The organism is Paenibacillus lacisediminis (assembly GCF_046567315.2).
This window is the reverse complement of sequence record NZ_JBKIAX020000026.1, coordinates 13129-36181: the sequence shown is the minus strand read 5'-3', so window position 1 is coordinate 36181 and position 23053 is coordinate 13129. Positions and strand designations below refer to the sequence as shown.

Sequence of the window (23053 nt, the reverse complement as noted above, 5' to 3'; positions counted from 1 at the left end):
GGTGTGACATAGCTCATGGAAACCGGGGGATTGTACTTAAGAAAAACGCCTGACGGCGTCCTTTAGTGGCTCTAACTTCTACTTTGAAGCGATTGGAGGCTCTACCTAAACTTAGGACGCTGCTCTAACGGACACCAGCGACCTTATCCGCCCATTTCCCCGGTATTTCCCAGCCTAACGGACACACATGACCTTATTTCGCTCTAAACCAGTTCATCCAGGACGATTTGAACTAAATAAGGGCTTCTGTGTCCGCTACATTTTGCAATCCTCCGTTTTTCCACAAAATAACGGCTCTGGTGTCCCTTAGCCTCCAGATTCCATCTTCTCCCCCCGCTCTACCTGCGCAGCACCCTCTACCATGTCCGGAATTTTATAAATTCTATATTAGCGAAATACCGAAGCCTCGGGATGCCGAACCATTTATTCCAACTAAATGAATTGGCCGGTTAACCTTGTAGTCAAGCGCCGATTTCGAGGTTGGGCCCTTTTTTACCGTCCCACGACTTCCACGGCCCCCTTCACCTCCATAAATCTGCAGGCCGCCTGCTCCCCTCTAACCAAAAAGCCCCGGCATTCGCGAAGGCGAAACGTCAGGGCTTCATCGTCAAGCTATTATGAACAAACCTTACCCAAGGCGGCTTTAGGACAAAATCCGTTTTTGCCCTTCCAAAGCGCGGATCGGGGCGATGTTTTGCGTAAACTCCAACGTGCCCAGGTAACGCCCGTCTTCGCTTCTCACCGCAAAATACCGGATATATACGAACTTGTCTTTGATCGGGATCCAAAAATCCTCGGCGTCTTTACGCCCGGCCTTAAAATCCGCCAGCAGTTCGTTGACCACATGTACGCTTTGCGGCGGGTGGCAGTTTTGCACGGTGCGGCCGATCACGGCTTTAGTCCGGGCAAAAATCCGCTCTTTACCATGGGAAAAGTACCGGACAACGTCGTTCTCGTCGATAAACGTCAGGTCAACCGGCAAATGGTTCATCACCGCTTCCAGCTGCTCCATGGACAGGATGCCGGTGTCGAATTTGACAAATCCCTGCGGCACGCCATGTCCCTGCTCCGCCAACGCGCCGCCCTCCGGACCGCCTTCCCCGGCCCCGCCGTCACCGGACTCCAGCGGTACCCTTTCCGGGACCCATTCCTGCTCGGGCGCCGTCAAACAATACCCGATCACATCGCTTTCCTGGGCGATTTTGACCCATTCGTCTTCGGTCAGCTTCTCCAGAGCCATCGGGAGCAAAATATTTTCTTCCTTAAAGATCATTTCATTTACTTCCTTGATGATCCGCTCCAGGTCGATGCAAACCGTCTCTTTATCAGCGCTCCCGTTCGCCAGCTTGGCTTTGGTTTCCTTGATCATGGCGCGGATACCGTCATCGACGCCCCACATCACCTTGGTCGGCCCGTAGATCCCGTACTTCTCCAGATAAGGGAACAGCAAGTTTTCCTTGCGGCTGTAATGTTTGTCCAGATCCAGCAGCAGGTTCAAATCGTCCAGCAGTTTAAAAACAAGCTCCTCCTTATCCTCCTTCCGGAATTTATCGAGATGGAGCTGCAGCTTGAAATTGACCAGCCGCTCAACCTCGCGGTTTTCCAGCTTGAAGGTATGCACGGGATGGCCAGGCTGCTCCTCCGGTTTCGCCGAGCGGTGGATTTCCTCGATCGAGCCTTTAAAAATCGCCGTATGCACCGAGCAAAGACGCTGCACCTCCTCCACCGGAATGCCTTCCTCTTCCATCAAGGCATGCTCCATCGCCGATATTTCCGCGACCGTCACATCGCCGACCGCTTCTTCAAACCGCGCCTTTACTTCCTCCACGCTTTTCCCCTGATGCAGCTCTTTAATGATTTGCTTCAGCAGTTCCTGCCGGCGGCGCTGCTCCGGCTCGCCCTCCCCCCCGTTCGCGGCGTATTCCCGGTTATTGATCAACTCGCTCATCTCCGGTTCCTCCTCTTCTTTATTTAAATCAGCCTGGCTGTTTCAAATTTTAGTGATAAACATTCTCACAACTAAAAAGTAACACGCGGCCAAGCCAACCCTTGTGACTCAAATCACAAACCGCTAAAAGAGTAACGATGTTTCTTTTTCGGAGCGATTTTGCCACAATAGAGACAGGAGGGGTTTCGATGCCAAATGCCAATTTACTATACATAGAAGATGATGTTGAAATCGGAAAATGGGTTAGCCAAAACCTGCAGGAACGAGGCTTTAAAGTCACCTGGCTGACCAGCGGGGAGCGGGCGTTGGAGCAAGCCGAAGACTGCCAGCTCGTCATTCTCGACGTGATGCTGCCGGGGCTCGACGGCTTCACCGTCGGCAGCCGGCTCAAAGAGCGGTTTCCGAACCTGCCGGTGCTGATGTTATCCGCGCGCACCTCGATCGACGACAAGCTGCAGGGGTTGCGGTTCGCGGACGATTATTTGACCAAGCCGTTTCACCCGGATGAGCTGGCCGCCCGGATCGAAGTGCTGCTGCGCCGCAGCGGCAGCCCGGCCGAAGAAACGCTGAAGCTCAAACATCTGCTTGTGTATGAAAAAGAAAACCGGATCATCAACGAGGACACCGGCGAGGAAATCGTTCTGACCGGCAAGCAGTTTCACATTTTCACCTATCTGCTCCGCCATCTCGGGCAGATTATGACCAAGGAACAAATTTACGAGGCCGTCTGGGGCGAACCGTATTTCGACGGGGATAAAACCCTGATGGTCCATATCCGCCACCTGCGCGAGAAGCTGGAACGCGACCCGGCCAATCCCCAAGTCATCGAGACGGTCCGCGGCATCGGCTACCGGGTGAGAGCATGAAGCTGCACCCCATTCGAAAATACAGAAAATCGCTGCTGAACAAATACATCCTGATCTTGATGCTGGCCTTCGTATTCATTCCCGTGCTCATTCCGCTCAGCTTCATGGCTAGCTGGGGCGTCAACATTTTGCTGTATCCTGCGCATACCGGTGAATCTACACGCCCCTATTACGGCAGCGGACTCGATATTGAAACGGCCTGGCACAAGGAAGCAGCCGCGCTGCGGGATGCGGCCCCGGAGACGATCGACGCCCGGCTCGAAGCATGGAAAGAGCAATACCCCGACGCCGCGCTGTACTGGGTGGATTCGTCCGGGACAACCCGGCGGCAAATCCCCAAGCAAGCGAATGTGCCGGCAAAGTGGACCCTGGAAGATACCATCGCCTTCATGAAAAAGCGGATCAATGCCGACCCGTTTACCGTTGTGGCCTTTATTGGCGGGGACGAACAAGCCAAGCAGGGGTTTATGGTGTTCGAGCTCCCGCGCAAATTCATGACGAGAGACCTATCGGAGCGGAACGACGGCCGGTTTTACGGCGTGTTCCTTGGGATCATGCTGGCCATTTTCGTGCTGCTGTCGTATTTGTTTTTTCGCGATATCCGCAAAAGACTGCTGCGCCTGGAAGCCGGGATGACGCAAACCGGGCCCGCCGGGCTGCCGTCCCCGATCGAGGAAGGGCGGCCGGACGAAATCGGCCGGCTTGAGCAAGCGTTCAACCATATGGTGTACGAGCTTCAAGACAGCCGACAGCGGGAGCACGCGGAGGAGGAGCTGCGCAAAAACCTGATCAGCCAGCTGTCGCATGATCTGCGGACGCCGCTGACCGTGCTGGGAGGCCATCTGTATACGCTGCGCAAGGAGCCTTTGACCGAACAAGGCCGGCAATCTCTGGCCCTGATGGAAGCCAAGTTAAGCGACCTGTCCGGCCTGATGGATCATTTGCTGTCCTACAGCCTGCTCTCCTCCGGGAGGTACGCGATGTCGCCGGAAAAACTCGATGTCCTGCGGCTCGTGCGGGAAAGCGCGGCGGCCTGGTATCCGCTTTGGGAAAAAGAAGGCATCGCCGCCGACATCGAGCTGCCGGATCAGCCTTTATACTGGAACGTCGATGCGCAGGGTTTCCGCCGCGTACTGGACAACCTGTTCCAGAACCTGGTGCGGTACGCCCGCTCCGGCGGTTATGTCGGCATCTCCTTGCAGCCGCGCAGGGAGGCCATCGCCCTGGCCATCAGCGACCGCGGCCCCGGCATGAACGCCGAGTCGCCCTCCGGAGGGGCCGGACTTGGCCTGCAAATCGTCGACCTGCTGCTCCGGGAAATGGGCCTGGTGCGGGAGACGGAGTCTTCCAGCGCGGGGACACACGTATACATTTTTCCCGGCCGGCCGCTTCCGCAACTTTTAAACAAAACTTAAACTTGCCCCACCTTCCCGTTTAAACTCATCGCAGTATGATTTATCCCGAGGTGATAAAACGTGGATGAACTGATCATTCAAACGGAAGGTTTAACGAAAAAATACCGCGGCCGCGCCGCGGTGGACAATTTAAGTCTGAAAATCGCCAAAGGCGACATCTACGGTTTCCTTGGGCCCAACGGGGCCGGGAAAACGACAACGATCCGGATGCTCCTCGGACTGATTCAGCCAACGGCCGGTATGATCCACATGTTCGGCAAAGACCTGCGCAAGGACAAACTGGCGATTTTGCGCCGCATCGGTTCGCTGGTGGAGTCGCCGTCTTACTATGGACACCTAAGCGCGATCGACAATCTTGAGGCCATCCGCCGCATTCTGGAGGTGCCGAAATCGCGCATCGACGAAGTGCTCGACATCGTCTCGCTGCGCGGCGAAGCGCGCCGCCCGGTCAAGGGCTTCTCGCTCGGCATGAAGCAGCGGCTTGGCATCGCCGCCGCCCTGCTGGGCAGCCCCGAGCTGCTTATTTTGGACGAGCCGACGAATGGCCTTGACCCGACCGGGATCCACGAAATCCGCGAGCTGATCAAAAACATGCCGAAGCAGTACGGCATCACCGTGCTCGTCTCCAGCCACCTGCTCGGGGAAATGGAGCTGATGGCGAATACGGTAGGCATTATCCGTCAGGGCCAGATGGTGTTCCAGGATACCATCGACAACCTGCGACTCACTACGGCCCACGATATGGAGCTGGTCGTCTCCGAGCCCGACGCGGCCCTGTGGATCGCCCGCGATTTGGGGACGGTAGGGAAGCTGCAGGACGATACGCTCAAGTTCCCCGGCCTGCCGGACGCGCAGGTCGCCCGTTTGGTGAAAGCCCTGGTGGAGAACGGACACGCCGTCTACCGGGTCGAGCAAAAGAAAAAGTCCCTGGAGGACATCTTTATGCGGATCGTCGGGGAGGGAAGCTCCCTATGATGCTGCGCGCATTGTCGGCGGACTTTCTGAAAATCCGCCGCAAAGGCATATGGCTCCTGATCTTTCTCGCACCGCTCGGGCTGGTGGCCATGCAGGCGCTGAATTTCGGACTCCGCTTCGACTATTTGATGAAAAAATACGCCGACGACCCTTGGGGCGGCCTGTTAAAAAACATTTCCGAGTTCGTCCCGATCGCCCTGTTTCTCGGCTGCACGCTGGTCAGTTCCCTGGTGGCGAATGTAGAGCATCAACTAAGCTCCTGGAAACAGCTGCTGGCCTTGCCGGTTTCCCGTACAGCCGTATTTGGCGCCAAGTTTCTGCTCTGTTTGCTGCTGCTGTCCGTTTCCTGCATTTTGCTGCCCATCGCTACGGCGATCCTCGGCCTGGCCTTTGGCTTTGCCCCAAGCGGGATGCCGCTGGCAGATTTGGCGCGAATCGGTTTTTTCCCGCTGTTTGCGGCGCTGCCCTTGCTCGCATTGCAGCTCTGGCTTTCGCTCACTTACCGCAACCCGTCGCTGCCCGTTTCGCTTGGCGTGGTTTTGTCGCTCGTCTCCCCGTTCACGCTGGACCTTTCCGAATGGTTTCCCCTCAACTGGCCGGTATTCGGGTACGAAGGTCCGCACCGGGAATGGTTCGTGGCGTTAGGCATCGCCATCGGTGCGGTGATTTTGCTGGCCGGACTTGTTCATTTCAACCGAAAGGATGTGGATTGACATGAAGACGTTTCTCAACGTGCTTGCCGCGGAACGGCTCAAAATGTCGCGTTCCCGCCTTTGGCTGGTATTGCTCGCCAGCCCCGTGCTGTCCACCCTGATCGGCCTTACGATGAATCTGCCGGACGGGGCCGCGGCCTGGCCGGCGCTCCTTGGCGGGATGTCCATGCTGCACGGCTTGCTGTTCCTGCCGATCATGGCCGGGTTGTTTGCTTCTTTCATCTGCCGCTACGAGCATACCGGCGGCGGCTGGAAGCAACTGCTTGTCCTGCCCGTTTCGCGCCCGGCCGTATATATGGCAAAATTTACCGTTGTGATTTCATTATTGGCCGGGACTCAGCTGCTATTTCTGATCATGCTGCTGATCGTCTCCCAGGTACAGGGCCTCGTTTGGCCGATTCCCTGGAGCATGATCGCCGTAAGCCTCATCGGCGGCCTGGTCGCCTGCTTGCCGCTGGTGGCGCTGCAGCTCGGCGTCTCGCTGGTCTGGTCCAGCTTTGCCGCCCCGCTCGCCGTCAACGTCTCGCTGACGATTCCGAGCCTGCTGATCGTCTACTCGGACAAAATCGCCCCCTTTTACCCTTGGACCCAGCCGGTGCTGGCGATGATGCCGAAAGGGGAAGCCGATTACGGCGCGTTTAATTTGCCCATAGAAAACCTGCTTATCACCGTGCTGGGCAGCTTCCTGATTTTTCTCACCGCGGGCATGCTGTATTTCCGCCGGAAAGCCGTCTGAGAGCGGCCTCTTAAACGGCAACCTTACTCAGCACTTTTACTGACAGACCTGCTGCGGCGATCTTATGACAGACCTGCTGAGGTGTTAGCACACGCCAGCTTGCTTCTCCATACCATACCTTCCTCCATAAAAAAATCTTCCCGGCCACACCACATGGCCAGGAAGATTTTTTCGGCTTATTTGTTACTTTAAACGTTCAATCGACAGACTGAGCTTGTAATTGCCAAATACCAGCAAGCTGTTCAGCAGCTCATTTAAAGCGGCCTGCGTGCCAACCTGTACCCGCAAGAGGTAACAGCCCTCCCCGCCGACCCGGTGCGCTTCGGCAATGCTGCCGTTTTCGGCGACGAACCGCTGAAACTTGGAATGGGTCGAGCCCGAAGCCATAAATACCGTAATAAAAGCATGGACCGCAAGGCCGATCCGCTCCGGATTCCAGCGCAGGGTGTACCCTTCGATCACGCCGAGGTCCTGCAGCCGGCGAACCCGGGCGCCGATGGCCTGACCGGTCAGATGCACCGAACGGCCGATATCTTTAAAAGATAAACTCGCATCCTCAAGCAAAATCCGCAATATTTGCAAATCCGTTTCATCCAGTTCCGGAGTTGCTGCCGTCATCATCCCATCATTCCTTTCATCGCGAAAGCGCCCCGCACCATATACTTTCATCAGGTTATGGGTAGCCTGCTCGCGCTCCTTTACAATGGAATTGTAACAAATAACCCTTGGGGAAATAAGAGGTGTTTTTGATGAAATTGCAGTTAGTCCGTCACGCTACCCTATGGCTTGAATACGCAAATCGCCGGTTTTTGATCGATCCGATGCTGGGCGACGCCGGCTCCAAACCGCCGATCGACAATACGGCAAACGAGCGGCGCAATCCGCTCGTTCCGCTGCCCCAGCCGGTTGAGCATTGGCTTCGTCCCGACCTCGACGCCGTTATCGTCACGCATCTGCATCCCGATCACTGGGACGAAGCTTCCGCGGAAAAGCTGCCCAAGGACATCCCTGTCCTCTGCCAGCCGGGAGATGAAGAAGCCTTGCGCTCCAGCGGATTTACCCGGGTAACGGCTATTCAGGATCGGCTGGAGCTGGAAGGCGCCGGAGTCTCCCTAACGCGCACAGGCGGCAGGCACGGGACCGGTGAAATCGGACAGCGGATGGGCCGCGTATCGGGCTTTGTGTTCCGGGCCCCTGACGAACCTTCTCTATACTTGGCCGGAGACACGATTTGGTGCGATGAGGTGAAGCAGGCGTTGGATCGGCATCATCCGGATATCTCGATCGTCAACGCCGGAGGAGCGCGGTTTAACGTCGGGGGGCCAATTACAATGGACGCCGGGCAAATCCTCGAGTTATGCCGCTACAACTGCGACACGCAGGTCATCGCCGTGCACATGGAGGCAATTAACCACTGCCTTGTGACCCGCAGCGATCTTCGGCGGCGCCTCGAAGCCGAAGACTTGCTGCAACGCGTGACAATCCCCGCAGACGGGCAATGGGTGTAACAGACAGCTATTGAGAAGGACCTGGCCATAACGGCCAGGTCCTTGGTAACCAGAGGTTATGCGCAAGAAGCCCCTCACCCCCACGAAATGCAAAAGTGCAGTTCGTATGCGCCCATATGCCCCAAAAATGGTTCATCAAATGCAAAACTGCAGTTCATTTCCGGCCAAAACACCCTTTTTTATCGAAAAGCCTCAAATCAGATGCACTTTTGCATTTCAACCGCCCTAAATTAGTAATTTACCGCAAATAGAATGCACTTTTGCACTTGATCCAGTCAAGTCGCCTCTCCTTCTACTACTCCCCGGTTTATCCACGTAGGAAAAACGCCTGACGGCGTCCTTTAATGGCTCTGACTTCTACTTTGGAGCGATTGGAGGCCATTCCAAGACTTTGGACGCTGCTCTAACGGACACCAGCGACCTTATCCGCCCATTTCCCGGGTATTTCCCAGCCTAAACGACACAGGCGGCCCTATTTCGCTCTAAACCCGCTCATTCACGCCGATTTGAGGTAAATAAGTGCATCTGTGTCCGTTACATTTTGCAAACCTCCGTTTTTCCGCAAATAACGGCTCTGGTGTCCCTTAGCCCCCACGTCCTCTTCTCCTCCCCTTTCTACCTGCACATCGTCCTCTACCACGACCAAAATTTTACAAATTCTACAAGATCAAAAAAGACGCCTAATGGCGCCTCTTCTTAAATCCCGCTCTTCTTAAATTTCACTTTTCTTAATTTCACTCTTCTTAATTTCCGCTTTTCTTACATCTCGCTTCTCCTAGTTCCCGCTCCAATCGTGCACCATGCTGCCTTCGAGGAACTTCTCGCAGTCCATCGCGGCCATGCAGCCCGAGCCCGCCGCCGTAATCGCCTGGCGGTAGCGCATGTCCTGGACATCGCCGCAGGCGAACACGCCCGGCACGTTCGTTTCCGTCGTTCCTGGCTTCACCACTATGTAGCCGTGATCATCGGTTTCGATCGCCCCGCCCAGGAACTTCGTGTTCGGCGTATGGCCGATCGCCACAAACACCCCCTGCGCCTCCACCAGCTCCTCCTGGCCGGCCGCGTTGTTGCGCACCTTCAGCCCCTTCACGATCCCGGTCTCGTCCGTGACCACTTCAAGCGGCGTCCGATCCAGCGACCAGCTGATCTTCCCGTTGCCCCTGGCCCGATCCTGCATGATTTTCGAAGCGCGCAGCTCCGCCCGCCGATGCACCACCGTCACCTCAGTGGCAAACCGGGTCAGGAAATTCGCTTCCTCCATTGCAGAGTCGCCGCCGCCTACGACGATGATTTTTTTACCGCGGAAAAAAAATCCGTCACAAGTCGCGCAGGTGCTAACGCCGCGCCCGACATTGTCCTGTTCGCCCGGGATGCCCAAATATTTGGCCGAAGCGCCCGTGGAGATAATGACCGACTCCGCCTCTAGCTCTTCCCCGCCTTCGAGCTTCACTTTAAACGGACGTTTCGAGAAATCGACCTGCTCCACCCAGCCGTTTCGGAATTCGGCGCCAAAGCGTTCCGCTTGCTTGCGCATATTGTCCATCAGCTCCGGCCCCATGATGCCCTCCGGAAAACCGGGGAAGTTCTCCACCTCCGTCGTCGTGGTCAGCTGCCCTCCCGGCTGCGTCCCTTCAATCACGACAGGACTCAGGTTGGCCCGCGCCAAATAAATCGCCGCCGTCAGTCCGGCCGGACCGGTGCCGATCACCATCGTTTTACGCATATCTTCGTCTACCTCCTTGGTTCCCTTAGAAATAAAAAATCAATCCGTCATGCTTGCCATACATGCCATTGATTCGCCATTACAAGTTTTCCCCAAGTTGGACCGGCTTACCCCCAAAACTACCGCACCGACGGAAAAATCGCCTCGATTTTCTCCTTCACGCCGCACACCTCATCAACACGGGAGGCGTACCGGCGGGCCGTCGAAGCGGAAATATTGTATTTACTCGCCACCTGCTCATAGGTTACGGACCGCCGATGCATTTTGGCCGTCAAATACTCCAGCGCCGCCGCCCAGCCTTCCAGGTGGGTGATTTTCGGCGTATCCGGATAAAGCCGGGTCAAAAAATCAACCCACAGCGTCTCCATATCATGCTGCTGCTGGAGATCATAGCTGGGCCGCATCTGTCTCATCGCCAGGTTGATCACCGATTGCCACTCGCGCTCCCAAACCGGCAGCTTCGTCGTGACACGGCTTGGATCGACCATCGTCGTGGCCCCTCCGAAGCGGACCGGAAGCATTTTGCTTACACCCAAACTGCGCAGTACAAAAAGAGCCATTTCTTTCAAATACTCGTCTTCCTCCGGCTCCAGCAAAAAAGCCTGCAGCGCTTCCTCAACCTCCTGGTCGGCGATCAGTCCCAGCGCTTGAATAACCTGCAGCTTCGTTTTCGCATCCCCGTGGCGCAGCGCCCAGAAGAACGAGGAGCGGACAAGCGGATTATCCTTGAGATCGGCAGGGATGCCGTCCTCGGACTGCTCCCAACGCTTAAGCTGCTCCTCAAACGGCAGCAGATACTGATAATTGACCGAAAAAATCCCGGACACACCAGCCTCGCCGCCGCGCTGATCCATCTGCGCCAGATAAAAGTCGGCCACGGAAGAGTCGGGATCGAGCCTTTTCACGTGCTGCCACAGCCTGCGAGCCTCAGCATACCGCCCGGTGTAATAAGCGGCTACAGCCGCATAATGTGAAACGCTTGGTTCGCGGCGCATCTCGTCGTTTTGCAGCAGGCGCTTGAAGTGCCCGAAAGCGGCTTCGTGCCGGCCCAACATGCCCATCGTCGTCGCCAGCTTGAACACATGCTCCTGGTGAAACGGCACGATGTTGCCCAAGCGTTCCGCCAGCTCCTCCAGTGCTTCCTCGTTCCCCTCATGCTGGTAAAACACAGCCAGATTGCACAGCCCGTGCAAATTGCCGGCATCCTGCGCCAGCACCTCATGAACCGTATCCATCGCCTTATCGAACAGCCCGAGATAGTAATAGCCAAGCGCCAGGTTGTTGCGGGCGGCCAGAAAGTCGGGACGGCCTTGCACCAGCTCCTCCAGCAGCTTCACCGCCTGGTTGAACTTGCCTTCCTCAAGCAGGGCTCTGGCCTGGTCATGCTCGTACAAGCCCTCCCTCGACTTAATGCTTCTCAGCTTGGTCGGACGATCCAGCTCGTATTGGAGCAGATCCATCATCTCTTCCGCTTCGGCCAGAAAATGCCCGCCGGCATCCTCCTCCAAATACGTCACCAGCGCTTCCTCCGCCGCTTCGAACAAATCCATATTGGCGTAATTGTTGGCCATGTAGAAATAACATTCCGTCATGGTCGGATCGATTTCCCGCAGCACGGTGGCCAGTACCTCGTTGGACGCCTCATAATCTCCCATCTCCGAAAGAATGCCCGCCATATTGCAGTGGTTCACCGGATTTTCCGGCTCATATTCCACGGCTTTGCGAAAATATTTCAATGCCTTGTCATAGTGATAGCGGTCTAACGAAGAGACGGCTCTCTCAAAGAAAAAGCCCGCATCCATCGAGAGCGGCAGCACTTTTCCGCGCGTGTCCCCGGACGGTTGTTTTTTCTCGTGCAAGCAAGGCACCTCCTCTGGTTTTTAATTTATGCGCTCTATTTTAAGATCGAATCGTCAGCTTAGTACGTGGTCGTAAACTCTCCACCACACAGTATACCATAGGTAAAGCTGTCCTCCCATGGGAAATCAGGGCGGAAAATAACGGTTTTTCGAAAGCAAGAGGAAAATCGGAGAAAAACGCAGAATTAGTTGGCAGAGTTATTATTTAGAATGAGGCAGAATGAGGGGATTTTTTGCGAAACAGAATCAGAGCTTTTGTAGTGGCTGCCGTATTGGTGGGCGGCGGCATGCTGAGCGGGTGCCTGGGTCAGGACAAACCATCCGTGCCTAGCGTTTTGGAGATACAGATTTACAACAGTAACGAAGCGGGCTATGAGAAGATTGAAGAAGGCGCATATGAAGAAGCCTTGCCATTTTTGAACAAAGCCATAGAATACGTCTATGAACTCGACCCGAGCCTTAAAGATTTGAAACAGGAGGTCGAGCGCTCGGAGCTAATCGACTCTCCCTTTAGCAATATAAGCTGGGCTTATTACGAACTCGGCGATTATGCCAAAGGGCTGGACTATATCGAGAAATCCCTGTTGATTCTCCCCAATACCGATGAGGAGTACATCAACAAAGGCAACTTGCTGAACGGTCTGCACCGGAGCGAGGAGGCGATGGACAGTTATAAGCAGGCTATTGCGTTGAACAGCCAGAGCGCTAATGCCTATTACGGCTTGGGGCTGATTTCCTACGAGGAAGGCGACTATGAGGAAGCGCTGGCGCAGTTCAAGAAATACCTGGATCTCGTGCCATCCGATACCGACGCGGCGGAGATGGTCATCGACTCCCTTTTGGCGTTGGAGCGGGATGAGAAAGCGGTTAAGTTTGCCGATTCCTTTTTCGAGAAATATGAGGATAGTTATGACGGATACATGATCAAAGGATATATGCTGGAAGTAACCGCAGAGTACGATGAAATCGAACGATTCTACAAACAGGCAGGAGAAAAATTTCCCGATCTTCCGGAAGCCCAACTAAAGCTGGGCGAGTTGTATTACGATAACGGCGATTACGATGCGGCGGCGGACCATTTTAACCGGCTGCTGAATAAGTTCCCGGACGACCTGAAAGTGTACAAATGGCTGATCTGGACTGCCAGCGCCCAGGGGGATTTGGACCAAGCCGAGACGGTGTACGCGAAAAGCCCGGACCTGCCGGAAATCCATAATGCCATGGGCAATGCCTATCTGGATCAAGGGTTATACATGGAAGCGGTCCCGTTTTTCGAACGGGCGATCAAGCTGGCTCCGGCCGACGAAACCGGTTATACTTACAAGCTCAAAGCGCTGAATTGGGGTAAAAGATATTACCAGTGCGTCGAGTTCGGCCAAAAGCTTGACGATCTGGCGGTCACGGACCCTGATATTCCGTGGTACATCGGGCAATGCCAGCTTGAGCTGGAAAATGATGAGGAGGCTATCCCTTATTTCGAACAAGCGGTGAACCTCAATCCCGAAGATTATGAAGCCCTGTCGCAGCTCGCCTACGCTTATTTGCTGCTCGGGGACGATGCGAAGGCCAAGGAGTACAGCGACCGGGCGTTGAAAATCTATGACGAAGACGCGACGGCCCTTTATGTGCAAAGTTCGCTTGAAGAGAATCAGGAGCCGCTGGGCGAGCGGATCCGCCAGTTTTTCCTGGACAACTATCTGTACCGGAAGAATGGCGATCAATTGGAGCGGGCTTTGGAGAAGCTGAAACAGCCCGGCTTGTCCATTGAACAGATCGGACGAGTGATTGACAACGCCAAGCTGGCGGACGACAGATTTACCTTTACGATCTACGGAGACGCGTACGACCAAATGACGGCCTCACAGGACGAAATTATCACTTATAAAGAAAAAGGAGATCTGTACTACTTCGCCTTCGACAGCTTTGCGGAGACGACCGATGATCAATTCATTCAGCTCCTGGACCGGATTCCGAATCCCGGCGACAAGACGTTGGTCATCGATCTGCGCGGCAACGGCGGCGGTCTGTCCTATAGCGCCAATGCCATGCTCGACGTGCTGCTGCCCGATTTGGTGACCAGCACGATCATCTATCAGGACGGCTACACCAGCAGCTATTACTCCGACGCTTCGCATACCGAATTCAAGAAAATCTATATTTTCGTCGACGAAAATACGGCCAGCGCCGCCGAGCTTTTGACCCTGGGGCTCAAAACCTACCTGAACAACGTCACCATCGTCGGCCGCGACACCTTCGGCAAAGGCGTGGGCCAGGTAGTATTCGAAGACAAGCGAAACCGCATCATGGTCTACGTCGTAAACCACTATTGGAACGTCAAGCAGAACAATATCATGAACACGCACATCAAGCCGGACATTTACGTCAAGGGCAATAAACTGGACGACTTTATGCGAGCGGTGAAGTAGGCCGGTCGAAGATAAGGAGGCGGGATAATCGATGACTTTTGTCTGGGAAAATACGATCATCAGCCTGCTGTTTATCTTATTGCTGGTGATTGTGATGTGGATGGCGGTCAGGTCGATTAGGAAGAAAAAATAAGACCCCGGAAAGGGGCGCCTAAGGAGGACTTATGGAAGGAAATAAGCCGACATTTGCCACAATTGATGAATATATCGCCCAATTTCCGCCGGACGTTTGCGGCAAGCTGCAGCAAATCCGCAGTACGATCCAGGCAGCCGCGCCGGACGCCGTCGAGAAAATCAGCTACCAAATGCCCACCTTTACGCTGGCCGGCAAAAACCTGGTGCATTTTGCCGCTTTTAAAAACCATATCGGTTTTTACCCGACCCCCAGCGGGATCGAAGAATTCCGGGAGGAGCTGTCCTTGTATAAAAACGCTAAAGGCTCCGTGCAATTCCCCTTGGACGAGCCGCTGCCGCTGGAACTGATCGGCCGCATCGCCCGATTCCGGGCCGCCAAAAATATCGAACAGGCCACAGCCAAGCGGAAGAAGCGTAGGGAGTCCACCGATATGCCCTGCGGTGCTCTTTACAAAGAACATAAGGGCAAAAAAGGGCGTTATTCCGTCGATATCCCCTTTCAAAGAGAAATAGAGGTAATTTGTGTCGCTATTTTCTTGAATCGCAAGGAAATGCCCCCGTCCTGGACCATTCATGGGAAAATAAGGGCAAAAAATGCCGCTAATGAGGTGAGCATGCCAAGGCACCGGTAAATAAGTACATAAAGTTCCGCTATTTTGAAGGCTGGCGGTTCGTCGTTCCAGTTTCACGCTTATTCCAAGTCAAATCCCGCGATCTTTAAACAAAGCGGCGATGGACCCGCCTTCCAGAATGAAATGGATAGCCTTCGCCAGCATCGGCGCAACGGGGAGCACTTTAAAGTGGGGGAGATGCTCCGGCTGTGCGATCGAGTCGGTCACCACGACCTCGCGGATGTTTTCGTGCTGCAGCTTTTGCAGCGCCTCGCCGGAAAACAATCCATGCGTGGCGCACACGTAAGCGTCCTCCGCCCCCCGCTCCTTCAGCCCTTCCACGACGTTGACGATGGTCGACCCGGTGTCGATCAAATCTTCGATAATGATCGGGGTATGTCCCGCCACATCGCCAATCACATGCGTGATGACCGACTGGTTGTGGGCCGGACGCTTTTTGATCATGATCGCAAACGGGGAATCGAGTCCGTTGGCCAGCTTTTCGGCCATCGAAGCCCGTCCTGCATCCGGAGACACGATCACCGGACGCTGGATATTCCGGGATTTCAAATATTCGGTCATCAAATCGAGCGCAGTGAGATGATCGACCGGGATGTTGAAGAAGCCCTGGATCGCCGGGGCGTGCAAGTCGATCGTGACCACCCGGCTGGCCCCCGCCGTCGTCAGCACATCGGCTACCAGCTTGGCCGAGATCGGCTCCCGGGGCGCCGACTTGCGCTCCTGGCGGGCGTAGCCGTAATACGGCAGGATCACATTGACCGTCCGGGCGGAAGCCCGTTTGGCCGCGTCGATCATCACCAGCAGCTCCACGAACAGCTCGTTGATCGGATGGGACAACGCCTGAACCAGAAACACGTCGGAATTGCGGATGCTTTCCTCATAATGGACGTAGATTTCTCCGCTTTTGAACCGTGAAAGCTTGATTTTCCCGGGCTCCACGCCGAGCCGCCCGCAAATGTCCGCCACCAGCTTCGGATTGGACGAACCGGAGAAAATTCGCATTTTGCCTTCCATAACATCCTCCCGGAATATCGATAAATTAGGCTGAAGCGCCCGAGCTTCTGATTTCTATAGTGTTCCAATTTCGCGGCATACATGCCTAATTCCTGCTCCAGTTGGCCTTGGGCCATCCTACGGGTGAAGCGGCACCATCGTTCTTTGGCGCCCCGCAAACGTCGCCAGCTCGCGAACCCCCAGACGGTACAAAGTCGCCCGCGCCGTATCCAGATGTTCGCTCAGTTTGTTCGGATCATGCGCATCCGATCCTAATGTCAGCGGAATCCCCAGCCCGATCGCCGTTTGCAAAATCCGCTCGCTCGGGAACATTTCCGCGCAAGGTTTGGACAACCCGGAGGCGTTTAGCTCCATGGCCACCCCGGCTTCCGCCACCGCGGTCAGCGCCTGTCGCTCCAACTGCACATTCGCCTCCTGCAGCGCGGGCTCCGGTTTATATCCAAACCGCTTGATCACGTCCAAATGGCCCATAATATCGTAAAAGCCCGTTTTTGCCGCCTTAGTTACGGCATCGTAATACCGCTCATAGACCGCAAAAACGTCCTGGCCTTCCCAATGGTGCACTTGGCGGAAATCCGAAACATCCCATTCCCCGAGAAAATGCACCGAACCGATCACATAATCCCAAGGATAACCGCGAACGATGCTTTCGATACGTTCCTCCCAGCCCTCGATGTAATCGGCCTCCAATCCGACCTTTACCTCGATTTGGCCGCGGTATTTCTCCTTCAGCGCCAAAGCTTCCTCCACGTAGCGCGGCAGCTCGTCAAGCGGCATAGCCATCTCCGGATAATAATCGGCCGGATCGACATGCAGCAGCGGCATATGATCGGATACACCGATCTGGGACAAGCCGATTTCAATCCCCCGCCGGATATATTCCTCCAGCTTGCCGACGGCGTGGCCGCAGCGTTCATGATGCGTATGGTAATCGATCAGCATCTTAAGGCCTTCCTCCCCGCCTAGTCGCGGCGCGGACGCTCATGGCGCCGCTCCAGTTCCTGCATGATTTCCTCCAGCGGCAAGCCCCGTTCGCGCAGCAGCACGAGCAAGTGGTAAATCAAATCGCTCACCTCGTACCGCAGCTCGTCATTGTCGCCGTTTTTCGCAGCAATGATCGACTCGGCCGTTTCCTCGCCGACCTTTTTAAGGATTTTGTCGAGCCCTTTCTCGAACAAATAAGTCGTGTACGCCCCTTCCGGCCGCTGCTCGTAACGCTCAGCAATCAGCTGCTCCAGCTCAGCGAGCACCGCGAACCGGCCAGCGCCGTTTGGCTTGGTCTCCGGGCCATCTTCGGTGCGGGCAGAGCCGCCTCCGGCGCCGATAGATCCGTCCGTGGAGCCCGCAACCTGAGACGCCGCCAATGACACCGCTGACACCGTTGCTCCCCCCGCTGTCCCTGCTCCTGCCGCTGTTCCCCCCGCATCCACCGTCGCCGCCGTACGGTAAAAGCAAGTATTTTCGCCGGTATGGCAGGCTGGACCGTTCGCATGAACCTCCACCAGCAACGTATCGCCATCGCAGTCGTAACGAAGCGTGGAAATCCGCTGCGTGTTGCCGGAAGTCGCTCCTTTGTTCCACAGCTCCCGGCGCGACCGGCTCCAGAACCAGGTTTGCCCCGTCTCCAGCGATTTGCGCAGCGACTCGCGGTTCATATAAGCCAGCATCAGCACCTCTTTGTCCGCCGCATCCTGCACGATCGCCGGGACGAGCCCTTGGCTGTCCCATTTGATCGTTTCCTCTAGTTCCTCTATCGAACACGTATATTGCAACGGTTGATTTTCCGTCATCGTATCTCCACCCCTTTGGCTTTCAGATCTTTTTTCAGATCCGGAACCGCAATTTCTTTATAGTGAAAAATCGTCGCCGCCAGCGCCGCGTCCGCCTGCCCTTCGGTGAACACCTCGTAAAAATCGTCGATATCCCCGGCCCCGCCCGAAGCGATGACCGGAATGCCCACCGCGCTTCCGACCGCCCGGGTCAGCGGCAGATCAAATCCGTCCTTGGTGCCGTCAGCATCCATGCTGGTCAGCAAAATCTCCCCCGCGCCAAGCTTCTCGGCTGCCCGCACCCAAGCGAGCGCCCGGATGCCGGTCGCCTTGCGGCCGCCATGAGTGTACACTTCCCATTCGCCCCACTCGGGATTATATTTGGCGTCCACGGCCACCACGATGCACTGCGAGCCGAAACGGCGCGCGCCGTCCGAGATCAGCTGCGGGTTCAGCACCGCCGCCGTGTTGATCCCGATCTTGTCGGCCCCGGCCCGCAGCAGGCGCTTCATATCATCCACCTGAGAAATCCCCCCGCCTACCGTAAACGGAATAGCAATTTCTCCGGCCGTTTGCTTTACGACCTCGACCATAGTGGCCCGCCCTTCATGCGAGGCAGAAATGTCCAGAAATACAAGCTCATCCGCTCCCTCGCGGTCATACAGCGCCGCCAGTTCCACAGGATCTCCAGCATCGCGGAGATTCACAAAATTGACGCCTTTGACGACCCGGCCGTCTTTGACGTCAAGACAGGGGATAATTCGCTTTGCGAGCATGGTGATTCGACTTCCTTTCTATTTCAACTTAAATCCAACTTGAAACTTGGATCGGATGGCCTTGAACCCGGCTGCTGCATTCTACTTCAAAGCTTGAATCGCGGCAATTGCCTGCGCCAGCTCGATGTTGCCGGTATACAGCGCTTTGCCGACGATCGCGCCGCCCACGCCCTCGTTCGCATGCGCGGCCAGGCGGAGCAGATCGCCCTGCACCGTAACGCCGCCGGAAGCGATCACCGTTTTGCCGGAAGCTTTGGCCAGCGACAAAATCGCTTCGACATTTGGCCCCTGCATCATCCCGTCGCGGGAAATATCGGTAAAAATAAATGTCTCCGCCCCTTTGCCCGCCAGCTCTTTTGCCAGCACTTCGGCCTGCACCTCCGACGTTTCCAGCCAGCCGCGCGTCGCCACCAACCCGTTCCGGGCGTCGATGCCGATCGCCGCTTTGTCCCCGTAGGTGCCCAGCACCGCTTCCGTAAAAGCGCGGTCCTCGATCGCCGCCGTGCCGAGAATAACCCGGCTGACGCCCAGCGCCAGCAGCCGCTTCACGTCCCCCAGCGAGCGCAGCCCGCCGCCTACCTGCACGGGCACCTGCACGCTGCGGGCGATTTCGCCGATCAGTTCGTCATTGACGGGATGGCCGGCCTTGGCCCCATCCAGATCGACCACATGGATAAACGCCCCGCCCTGGGCTTCCCAGGACTTGGCCACTTCCACCGGATTGGCGTTATACACGGTTTCCCGGTCGTAATCGCCCTGCACGAGACGGACGCACTGGCCGCCCCGAATATCGATTGCCGGATATATAGTAAATAATGACATCGGATTCTGTTCCCCCCGCCGCACATAATTTTTCCCGAAAAATAAAGGTAATTTACGGCGCTATATTGGCACTTTTCCGAGATTGGCCCGAAATAGCGGACATTTTTGTCGTTATTTTCTCAAACGCGAGCGATTAGGGTGCTTTTGAGGCGCTTTGGTGAAAATAAGACCAGTTTTTACCGCTATTTCAGCCAGGCCGGAAATCGAGCCCATCTAAGGCCAAAAATTACCGCTAATGAGCCTGCAGCGATCCACTAGCGCTGCATCTACTCTAGCTCTATAACTCTTACACAAAGACAACTAGTTGCCCTGATACCTACTTTCCATATCTCCCGCCAAAACTCAGGTTTTCGAGCCAATATTATCACCCGCCGGAAATCTAACGGTTGTAGCAGGCGCTATTTTACGAAAAAAGACCTTTTCCAAACTCTAACGGTTGCGAGCGCCGTTATTTCCCTTAATCTAGGTGAAAATGACCGGGTTTCAGCGAAATAAGCGCCATGGCAACCGTTACAATTTGAAATCAACGTTTTGGGCACAAATAGCGGTTGTGGCAACCGTTAGAATCATTTTATGCAACTTTACTTTACTGCCAGCGCGTAGGACTTGCCCCCGCAACCCGCCACCGATCACCAGCTCGCACACCGCTTCCGCCGCCTGCGTTCCAGCCCGTCTGGGCCGTGTCCGCTAGCCTCCGCTGCGGCCTACCGCCGCAGGCTTCCCGCGCCGCCGCCTTACGGCCGTGCGACCCGCACGCTTTCGCGCTTCCGCCGCCTGTGCTCACCGCCCCGCCTGGGCCGTGGTCGCCAGCCCTCGCCGCGGTCTACCGCCGCAAGCTCCTCGCCGCCTCCTTAGGCCGTGCGACCCGCACGCTTTCGCGCTTCCGCCGCCTGTGCTCACCGCCCCGCCTGGGCCGTGGTCGCCAGCCCTCGCCGCGGTCTACCGCCGCAGGCTGCCCGCGCCGCCGCCTTACGGCCGTGCGACCCGCACGCTTTCGCGCTTCCGCCGCCCGTGCTCACCGCCCGGACCACGTCCGCCAGCCTTCGCCGCGGCCTACCGCCGCAGGCTACCGGCGCTACTGCCGGCCTGGCGCTGCACGAGCGCCAGAAAGTTCCGCAGCAGCGCCATCCCGAGCTGGCCGCTTTTCTCGGGATGGAACTGCATCCCGTACACGTTGCCGCGGCCGACGATCGCCGTGACCGGGTGGCCGAAGTCCGTGACGGCCAGCAGGTCCTCCCCCCGCTCGGGCAGCACATGGTAGGAGTGCACGAAGTACACATGCCCTTCCTCCAGCCCGGCGAACAGCGGGTTTTCCGGCTGCAGAAATTCCAGCCGGTTCCAGCCCATGTGCGGCACCTTCAACCCCTCGCCGCCCGCAAAGCGCACCGCCCTGCCCGGCAGCAAGCCCAGGCCCTCGTTCCGTCCATGCTCCTCACTCTCGTCGAAGAGCAGCTGCATCCCGAGGCAGATGCCGAGCAGCGGTTTGCCGCTCGCGGCCGCCTGCCGCACCACCGCGTCCAGGCCTGACGCGCGCAGATGCTCCATCGCGTCGCCGAAAGCGCCGACGCCCGGCAGCAGCACGCCGTCCGCCGCCAAAACCCGCGCCTCGTCGCCGGTGACGATCCCCTCGTAGCCGAGGCGTTCCACCGCTTTGCCCACGCTGTGCAGGTTGCCCATGCCGTAATCGACGATCGCGAGCTTCATCGCTACAGCACTCCTTTCGTCGACGGCACCCCGCTGACGCGCGGATCGATGCCTGTCGCCTCATCCAGCGCCCGGCCGAGCGCTTTAAACACCGCTTCGATCATATGGTGCGTATTTTGCCCATAGTGGACAATGACGTGCAATGTGATCCGCGCTTCCAACGCCAGCTTCCACAAAAACTCGTGCACCAGCTGCACCTCAAAGCTGCCGACCCGGTCCGACGGATACTCCGCCCGGTACTCAAAATGCGGACGGTTGCTGACGTCGATCACAACCTGGGCGAGCGCTTCATCCATCGGAATAAAAACGCTGGCATAACGTTTGATTCCTTTTTTGTCGCCGAGCGCTTCCCGGATCACCTGACCCAGGCAAATGCCGATATCCTCAACCGTATGGTGGTCGTCGATCTCGATGTCACCGTTAGCCCGCACCGCCAGATCGAATTGGCCATGCTTCGTAAACAAATCCAGCATATGGTTCAGAAACGGCACATCCGTCTCCAAACGAGTCTGACCGCTGCCGTCCAGGGCAAATTCCAACTGAATGTCCGTTTCATTCGTTTTCCGGCTCACCCCGGATTTTCGTACCGTTCCCGCTTCATTGTTTGCCGCCATCTTGATTCCCCGCCTTTCCTTCCTTATTCAGCCGGATTTCAATCGCCCGGGCGTGGCCTTCCAGCCCTTCCCGGCGCGCCAGCTCCATAATCGTCGCCCCGTTCGTAAGGAGCGCTTCTTTACTGTAGTAAATCAAACTCGATTTCTTAATAAAATCGTCCACATCGACCGGCGAAGAGAACCTTGCCGTCCCGTTCGTCGGAATGATATGGTTTGGACCGGCGTAATAATCGCCCACCGGCTCCGAGCTGTACGGGCCGAGAAAAATCGCCCCGGCATTTTCGACCAGGCCGAGATAATTCATCGGATTCTCCACGATCAGCTCAAAATGCTCCGGCGCCAGCCGGTTGATCGCGCCAATACCTTCCTCGACCGAACCGACGAGGATGATCGCCCCGTACTGTTCAATCGCCGCTCCGGCGATCTCCCGCCGCGGCAATTCCGCAAGCTGCCGCGCGATCTCCGCTTGGCACGCTTGCGCGAACACCTCCGACGGCGTCACCAGGATCGCCGACGCCATTTCGTCGTGTTCGGCCTGGGACAGCAGATCCGCCGCCACATAGGCGGGATCGGCGCTGTCGTCGGCCAGCACGGCGATTTCGCTCGGACCGGCGATGCTGTCGATATCGACGGCGCCGTACACTTCGCGTTTGGCAAGCGCGACGTAAATGTTGCCCGGCCCGCAGATTTTATCGACGGGCGCGATCGTGTCCGTGCCGTAAGCGAGCGCGGCGATCGCTTGCGCCCCCCCGACCCGGTAAATTTCGTGCACGCCGGCCTCGGCGGCGGCGACGAGGATGTACGGGTCGATGCCCGCTTTGCCGCCCGTCGCCGGTGGCGTCACCATCACGATCTCCGGGACGCCGGCCACCTGCGCCGGGATGACGTTCATCAGCACGGAGGAAGGATACGCCGCTTTCCCGCCGGGAACGTACACGCCGACCCGCTTCAAGGGCCGGATAATCTGCCCCAGCAAGCTTCCGTCCGGCTGCAGATCCATCCACGAATTGCGTTTCTGCCGGACGTGAAAACGGCGGATGTTGTCCGCCGCTGCCGCGATCGCCTGAACGAACGACGGCTCCACGGCGTCGTACGCCGCCTTCAGCTCCTCCTGCGTCACCCGCAGCGAAGCGGCGTCAAGCTTCATACCGTCGAACCGCTCTGTGAACGCCAGCAACCCCGCATCCCCTTGCTCTTTGACCGCTTTGACGATCGAGCGCACCGCTTCGTTTTGCTCCGGCGAACCGTATTCGACTTCCCGCCGTAAATCAAACTCCTGGGCCGACACTATTTTCATTCGCCATTCCCCCCGCCTCGTTTATCCTTCTATAATATTGACCCCTCTTGCCTACTTCCCGTTCTTATCTTTAGCTCAACTTATGCCGGTCTTTATAACATTCGCGATTCGCGGCCTGCGA

The 23053-nt window shown here is 56.7% G+C and carries 21 protein-coding genes; 8 read left to right on the top strand and 13 right to left on the bottom strand.

Translation table 11 applies throughout. The annotated features are described in order from the left end of the window. Positions 1-643: 643 nt before the first annotated feature. On the bottom strand, positions 644-1948 hold the full coding sequence (locus tag ACLD72_RS30035; protein WP_411002825.1) for a DUF438 domain-containing protein: 1305 nt from the start codon (positions 1946-1948) through the stop codon (positions 644-646). A 188-nt stretch (positions 1949-2136) separates the two neighbouring features. Between ACLD72_RS30035 and ACLD72_RS30030 the strand changes: the two genes are divergently transcribed. From ACLD72_RS30030 to ACLD72_RS30010, 5 genes are read left to right on the top strand one after another with little or no spacing between them, the layout of a single operon-like run. Beyond that, complete coding sequence (locus ACLD72_RS30030; protein ID WP_411002824.1) at positions 2137-2814, top strand: response regulator transcription factor; 678 nt, start codon at positions 2137-2139, stop codon at positions 2812-2814. Beyond that, positions 2811-4229 (top strand): ATP-binding protein, encoded by a 1419-nt coding sequence (locus ACLD72_RS30025; protein ID WP_411002823.1) that lies wholly within the window; start codon positions 2811-2813, stop codon positions 4227-4229. Before ACLD72_RS30030 ends, ACLD72_RS30025 begins: the two co-directional genes overlap by 4 nt. Before the next feature lie 60 nt (positions 4230-4289). Next, positions 4290-5204, top strand: coding sequence for an ABC transporter ATP-binding protein (locus ACLD72_RS30020; RefSeq protein WP_411002822.1), 915 nt, complete (start codon positions 4290-4292; stop codon positions 5202-5204). Beyond that, a complete protein-coding gene (locus ACLD72_RS30015) occupies positions 5201-5917 on the top strand; it encodes an ABC transporter permease (protein ID WP_411002821.1) in 717 nt (238 codons plus the stop codon). Before ACLD72_RS30020 ends, ACLD72_RS30015 begins: the two co-directional genes overlap by 4 nt. Before the next feature lies 1 nt (position 5918). Then, on the top strand, positions 5919-6653 hold the full coding sequence (locus ACLD72_RS30010; RefSeq protein WP_411002820.1) for an ABC transporter permease: 735 nt from the start codon (positions 5919-5921) through the stop codon (positions 6651-6653). A gap of 183 nt (positions 6654-6836) precedes the next feature. Here ACLD72_RS30010 and ACLD72_RS30005 read toward each other — a convergent pair whose 3' ends face one another. Further along, entirely contained in the window at positions 6837-7271 is a 435-nt protein-coding gene (locus ACLD72_RS30005; RefSeq protein WP_411002862.1) for an Lrp/AsnC family transcriptional regulator, read from the bottom strand. Between the two features lie 131 nt (positions 7272-7402). Between ACLD72_RS30005 and ACLD72_RS30000 the strand changes: the two genes are divergently transcribed. Beyond that, the gene (locus tag ACLD72_RS30000; protein WP_411002819.1) at positions 7403-8161 is read left to right on the top strand and encodes an MBL fold metallo-hydrolase; all 759 of its coding nucleotides are present in this window, start codon (positions 7403-7405) and stop codon (positions 8159-8161) included. A 775-nt stretch (positions 8162-8936) separates the two neighbouring features. Here ACLD72_RS30000 and trxB read toward each other — a convergent pair. Both trxB and ACLD72_RS29990 read right to left on the bottom strand, forming a co-directional pair. Further along, positions 8937-9884: a thioredoxin-disulfide reductase gene (trxB, locus tag ACLD72_RS29995; protein ID WP_411002818.1), complete on the bottom strand. Its 948-nt coding sequence runs from the start codon at positions 9882-9884 to the stop codon at positions 8937-8939. A gap of 119 nt (positions 9885-10003) precedes the next feature. Continuing rightward, positions 10004-11743: a tetratricopeptide repeat protein gene (locus ACLD72_RS29990; RefSeq protein ID WP_411002817.1), complete on the bottom strand. Its 1740-nt coding sequence runs from the start codon at positions 11741-11743 to the stop codon at positions 10004-10006. Positions 11744-11976: 233 nt separating this feature from the next. Here ACLD72_RS29990 and ACLD72_RS29985 point away from each other — a divergent pair, with 233 nt between their 5' ends. Both ACLD72_RS29985 and ACLD72_RS29980 read left to right on the top strand, forming a co-directional pair. Beyond that, on the top strand, positions 11977-14169 hold the full coding sequence (locus ACLD72_RS29985; RefSeq protein WP_411002816.1) for a tetratricopeptide repeat protein: 2193 nt from the start codon (positions 11977-11979) through the stop codon (positions 14167-14169). Positions 14170-14333: 164 nt separating this feature from the next. Continuing rightward, entirely contained in the window at positions 14334-14936 is a 603-nt protein-coding gene (locus ACLD72_RS29980) for an iron chaperone (RefSeq protein WP_411002815.1), read from the top strand. Positions 14937-15005: 69 nt separating this feature from the next. On the opposite strand, the gene ACLD72_RS29975 is transcribed toward ACLD72_RS29980, so the two are convergent. From ACLD72_RS29975 to hisD, 9 genes are all read right to left on the bottom strand, one after another. Next, positions 15006-15950, bottom strand: a complete 945-nt coding sequence (locus ACLD72_RS29975) for a ribose-phosphate diphosphokinase (protein ID WP_411002814.1) — start codon at positions 15948-15950, stop codon at positions 15006-15008. A 117-nt stretch (positions 15951-16067) separates the two neighbouring features. Further along, positions 16068-16892: a histidinol-phosphatase HisJ gene (gene hisJ, locus ACLD72_RS29970; protein WP_411002813.1), complete on the bottom strand. Its 825-nt coding sequence runs from the start codon at positions 16890-16892 to the stop codon at positions 16068-16070. Between the two features lie 20 nt (positions 16893-16912). Continuing rightward, entirely contained in the window at positions 16913-17740 is an 828-nt protein-coding gene (gene hisI / locus ACLD72_RS29965) for a phosphoribosyl-AMP cyclohydrolase (RefSeq protein ID WP_411002812.1), read from the bottom strand. After that, positions 17737-18495, bottom strand: coding sequence for an imidazole glycerol phosphate synthase subunit HisF (gene hisF, locus ACLD72_RS29960; protein WP_411002811.1), 759 nt, complete (start codon positions 18493-18495; stop codon positions 17737-17739). Before hisF ends, hisI begins: the two co-directional genes overlap by 4 nt. Positions 18496-18576: 81 nt before the next feature. Continuing rightward, on the bottom strand, positions 18577-19317 hold the full coding sequence (gene hisA, locus ACLD72_RS29955; protein WP_411002810.1) for a 1-(5-phosphoribosyl)-5-[(5-phosphoribosylamino)methylideneamino]imidazole-4-carboxamide isomerase: 741 nt from the start codon (positions 19315-19317) through the stop codon (positions 18577-18579). A gap of 586 nt (positions 19318-19903) precedes the next feature. Continuing rightward, positions 19904-20101 carry a hypothetical protein gene (locus ACLD72_RS29950; RefSeq protein WP_458476480.1) on the bottom strand — a complete coding sequence of 66 codons (198 nt, stop codon included), beginning with the start codon at positions 20099-20101 and terminating at the stop codon, positions 19904-19906. 269 nt (positions 20102-20370) lie between these two features. Beyond that, positions 20371-21021, bottom strand: coding sequence for an imidazole glycerol phosphate synthase subunit HisH (hisH, locus tag ACLD72_RS29945; RefSeq protein ID WP_411002809.1), 651 nt, complete (start codon positions 21019-21021; stop codon positions 20371-20373). A 2-nt stretch (positions 21022-21023) separates the two neighbouring features. After that, on the bottom strand, positions 21024-21635 hold the full coding sequence (gene hisB, locus ACLD72_RS29940) for an imidazoleglycerol-phosphate dehydratase HisB (RefSeq protein ID WP_251596904.1): 612 nt from the start codon (positions 21633-21635) through the stop codon (positions 21024-21026). Beyond that, positions 21619-22932 carry a histidinol dehydrogenase gene (hisD, locus tag ACLD72_RS29935; RefSeq protein ID WP_411002808.1) on the bottom strand — a complete coding sequence of 438 codons (1314 nt, stop codon included), beginning with the start codon at positions 22930-22932 and terminating at the stop codon, positions 21619-21621. Before hisD ends, hisB begins: the two co-directional genes overlap by 17 nt. Positions 22933-23053: the final 121 nt, after the last annotated feature.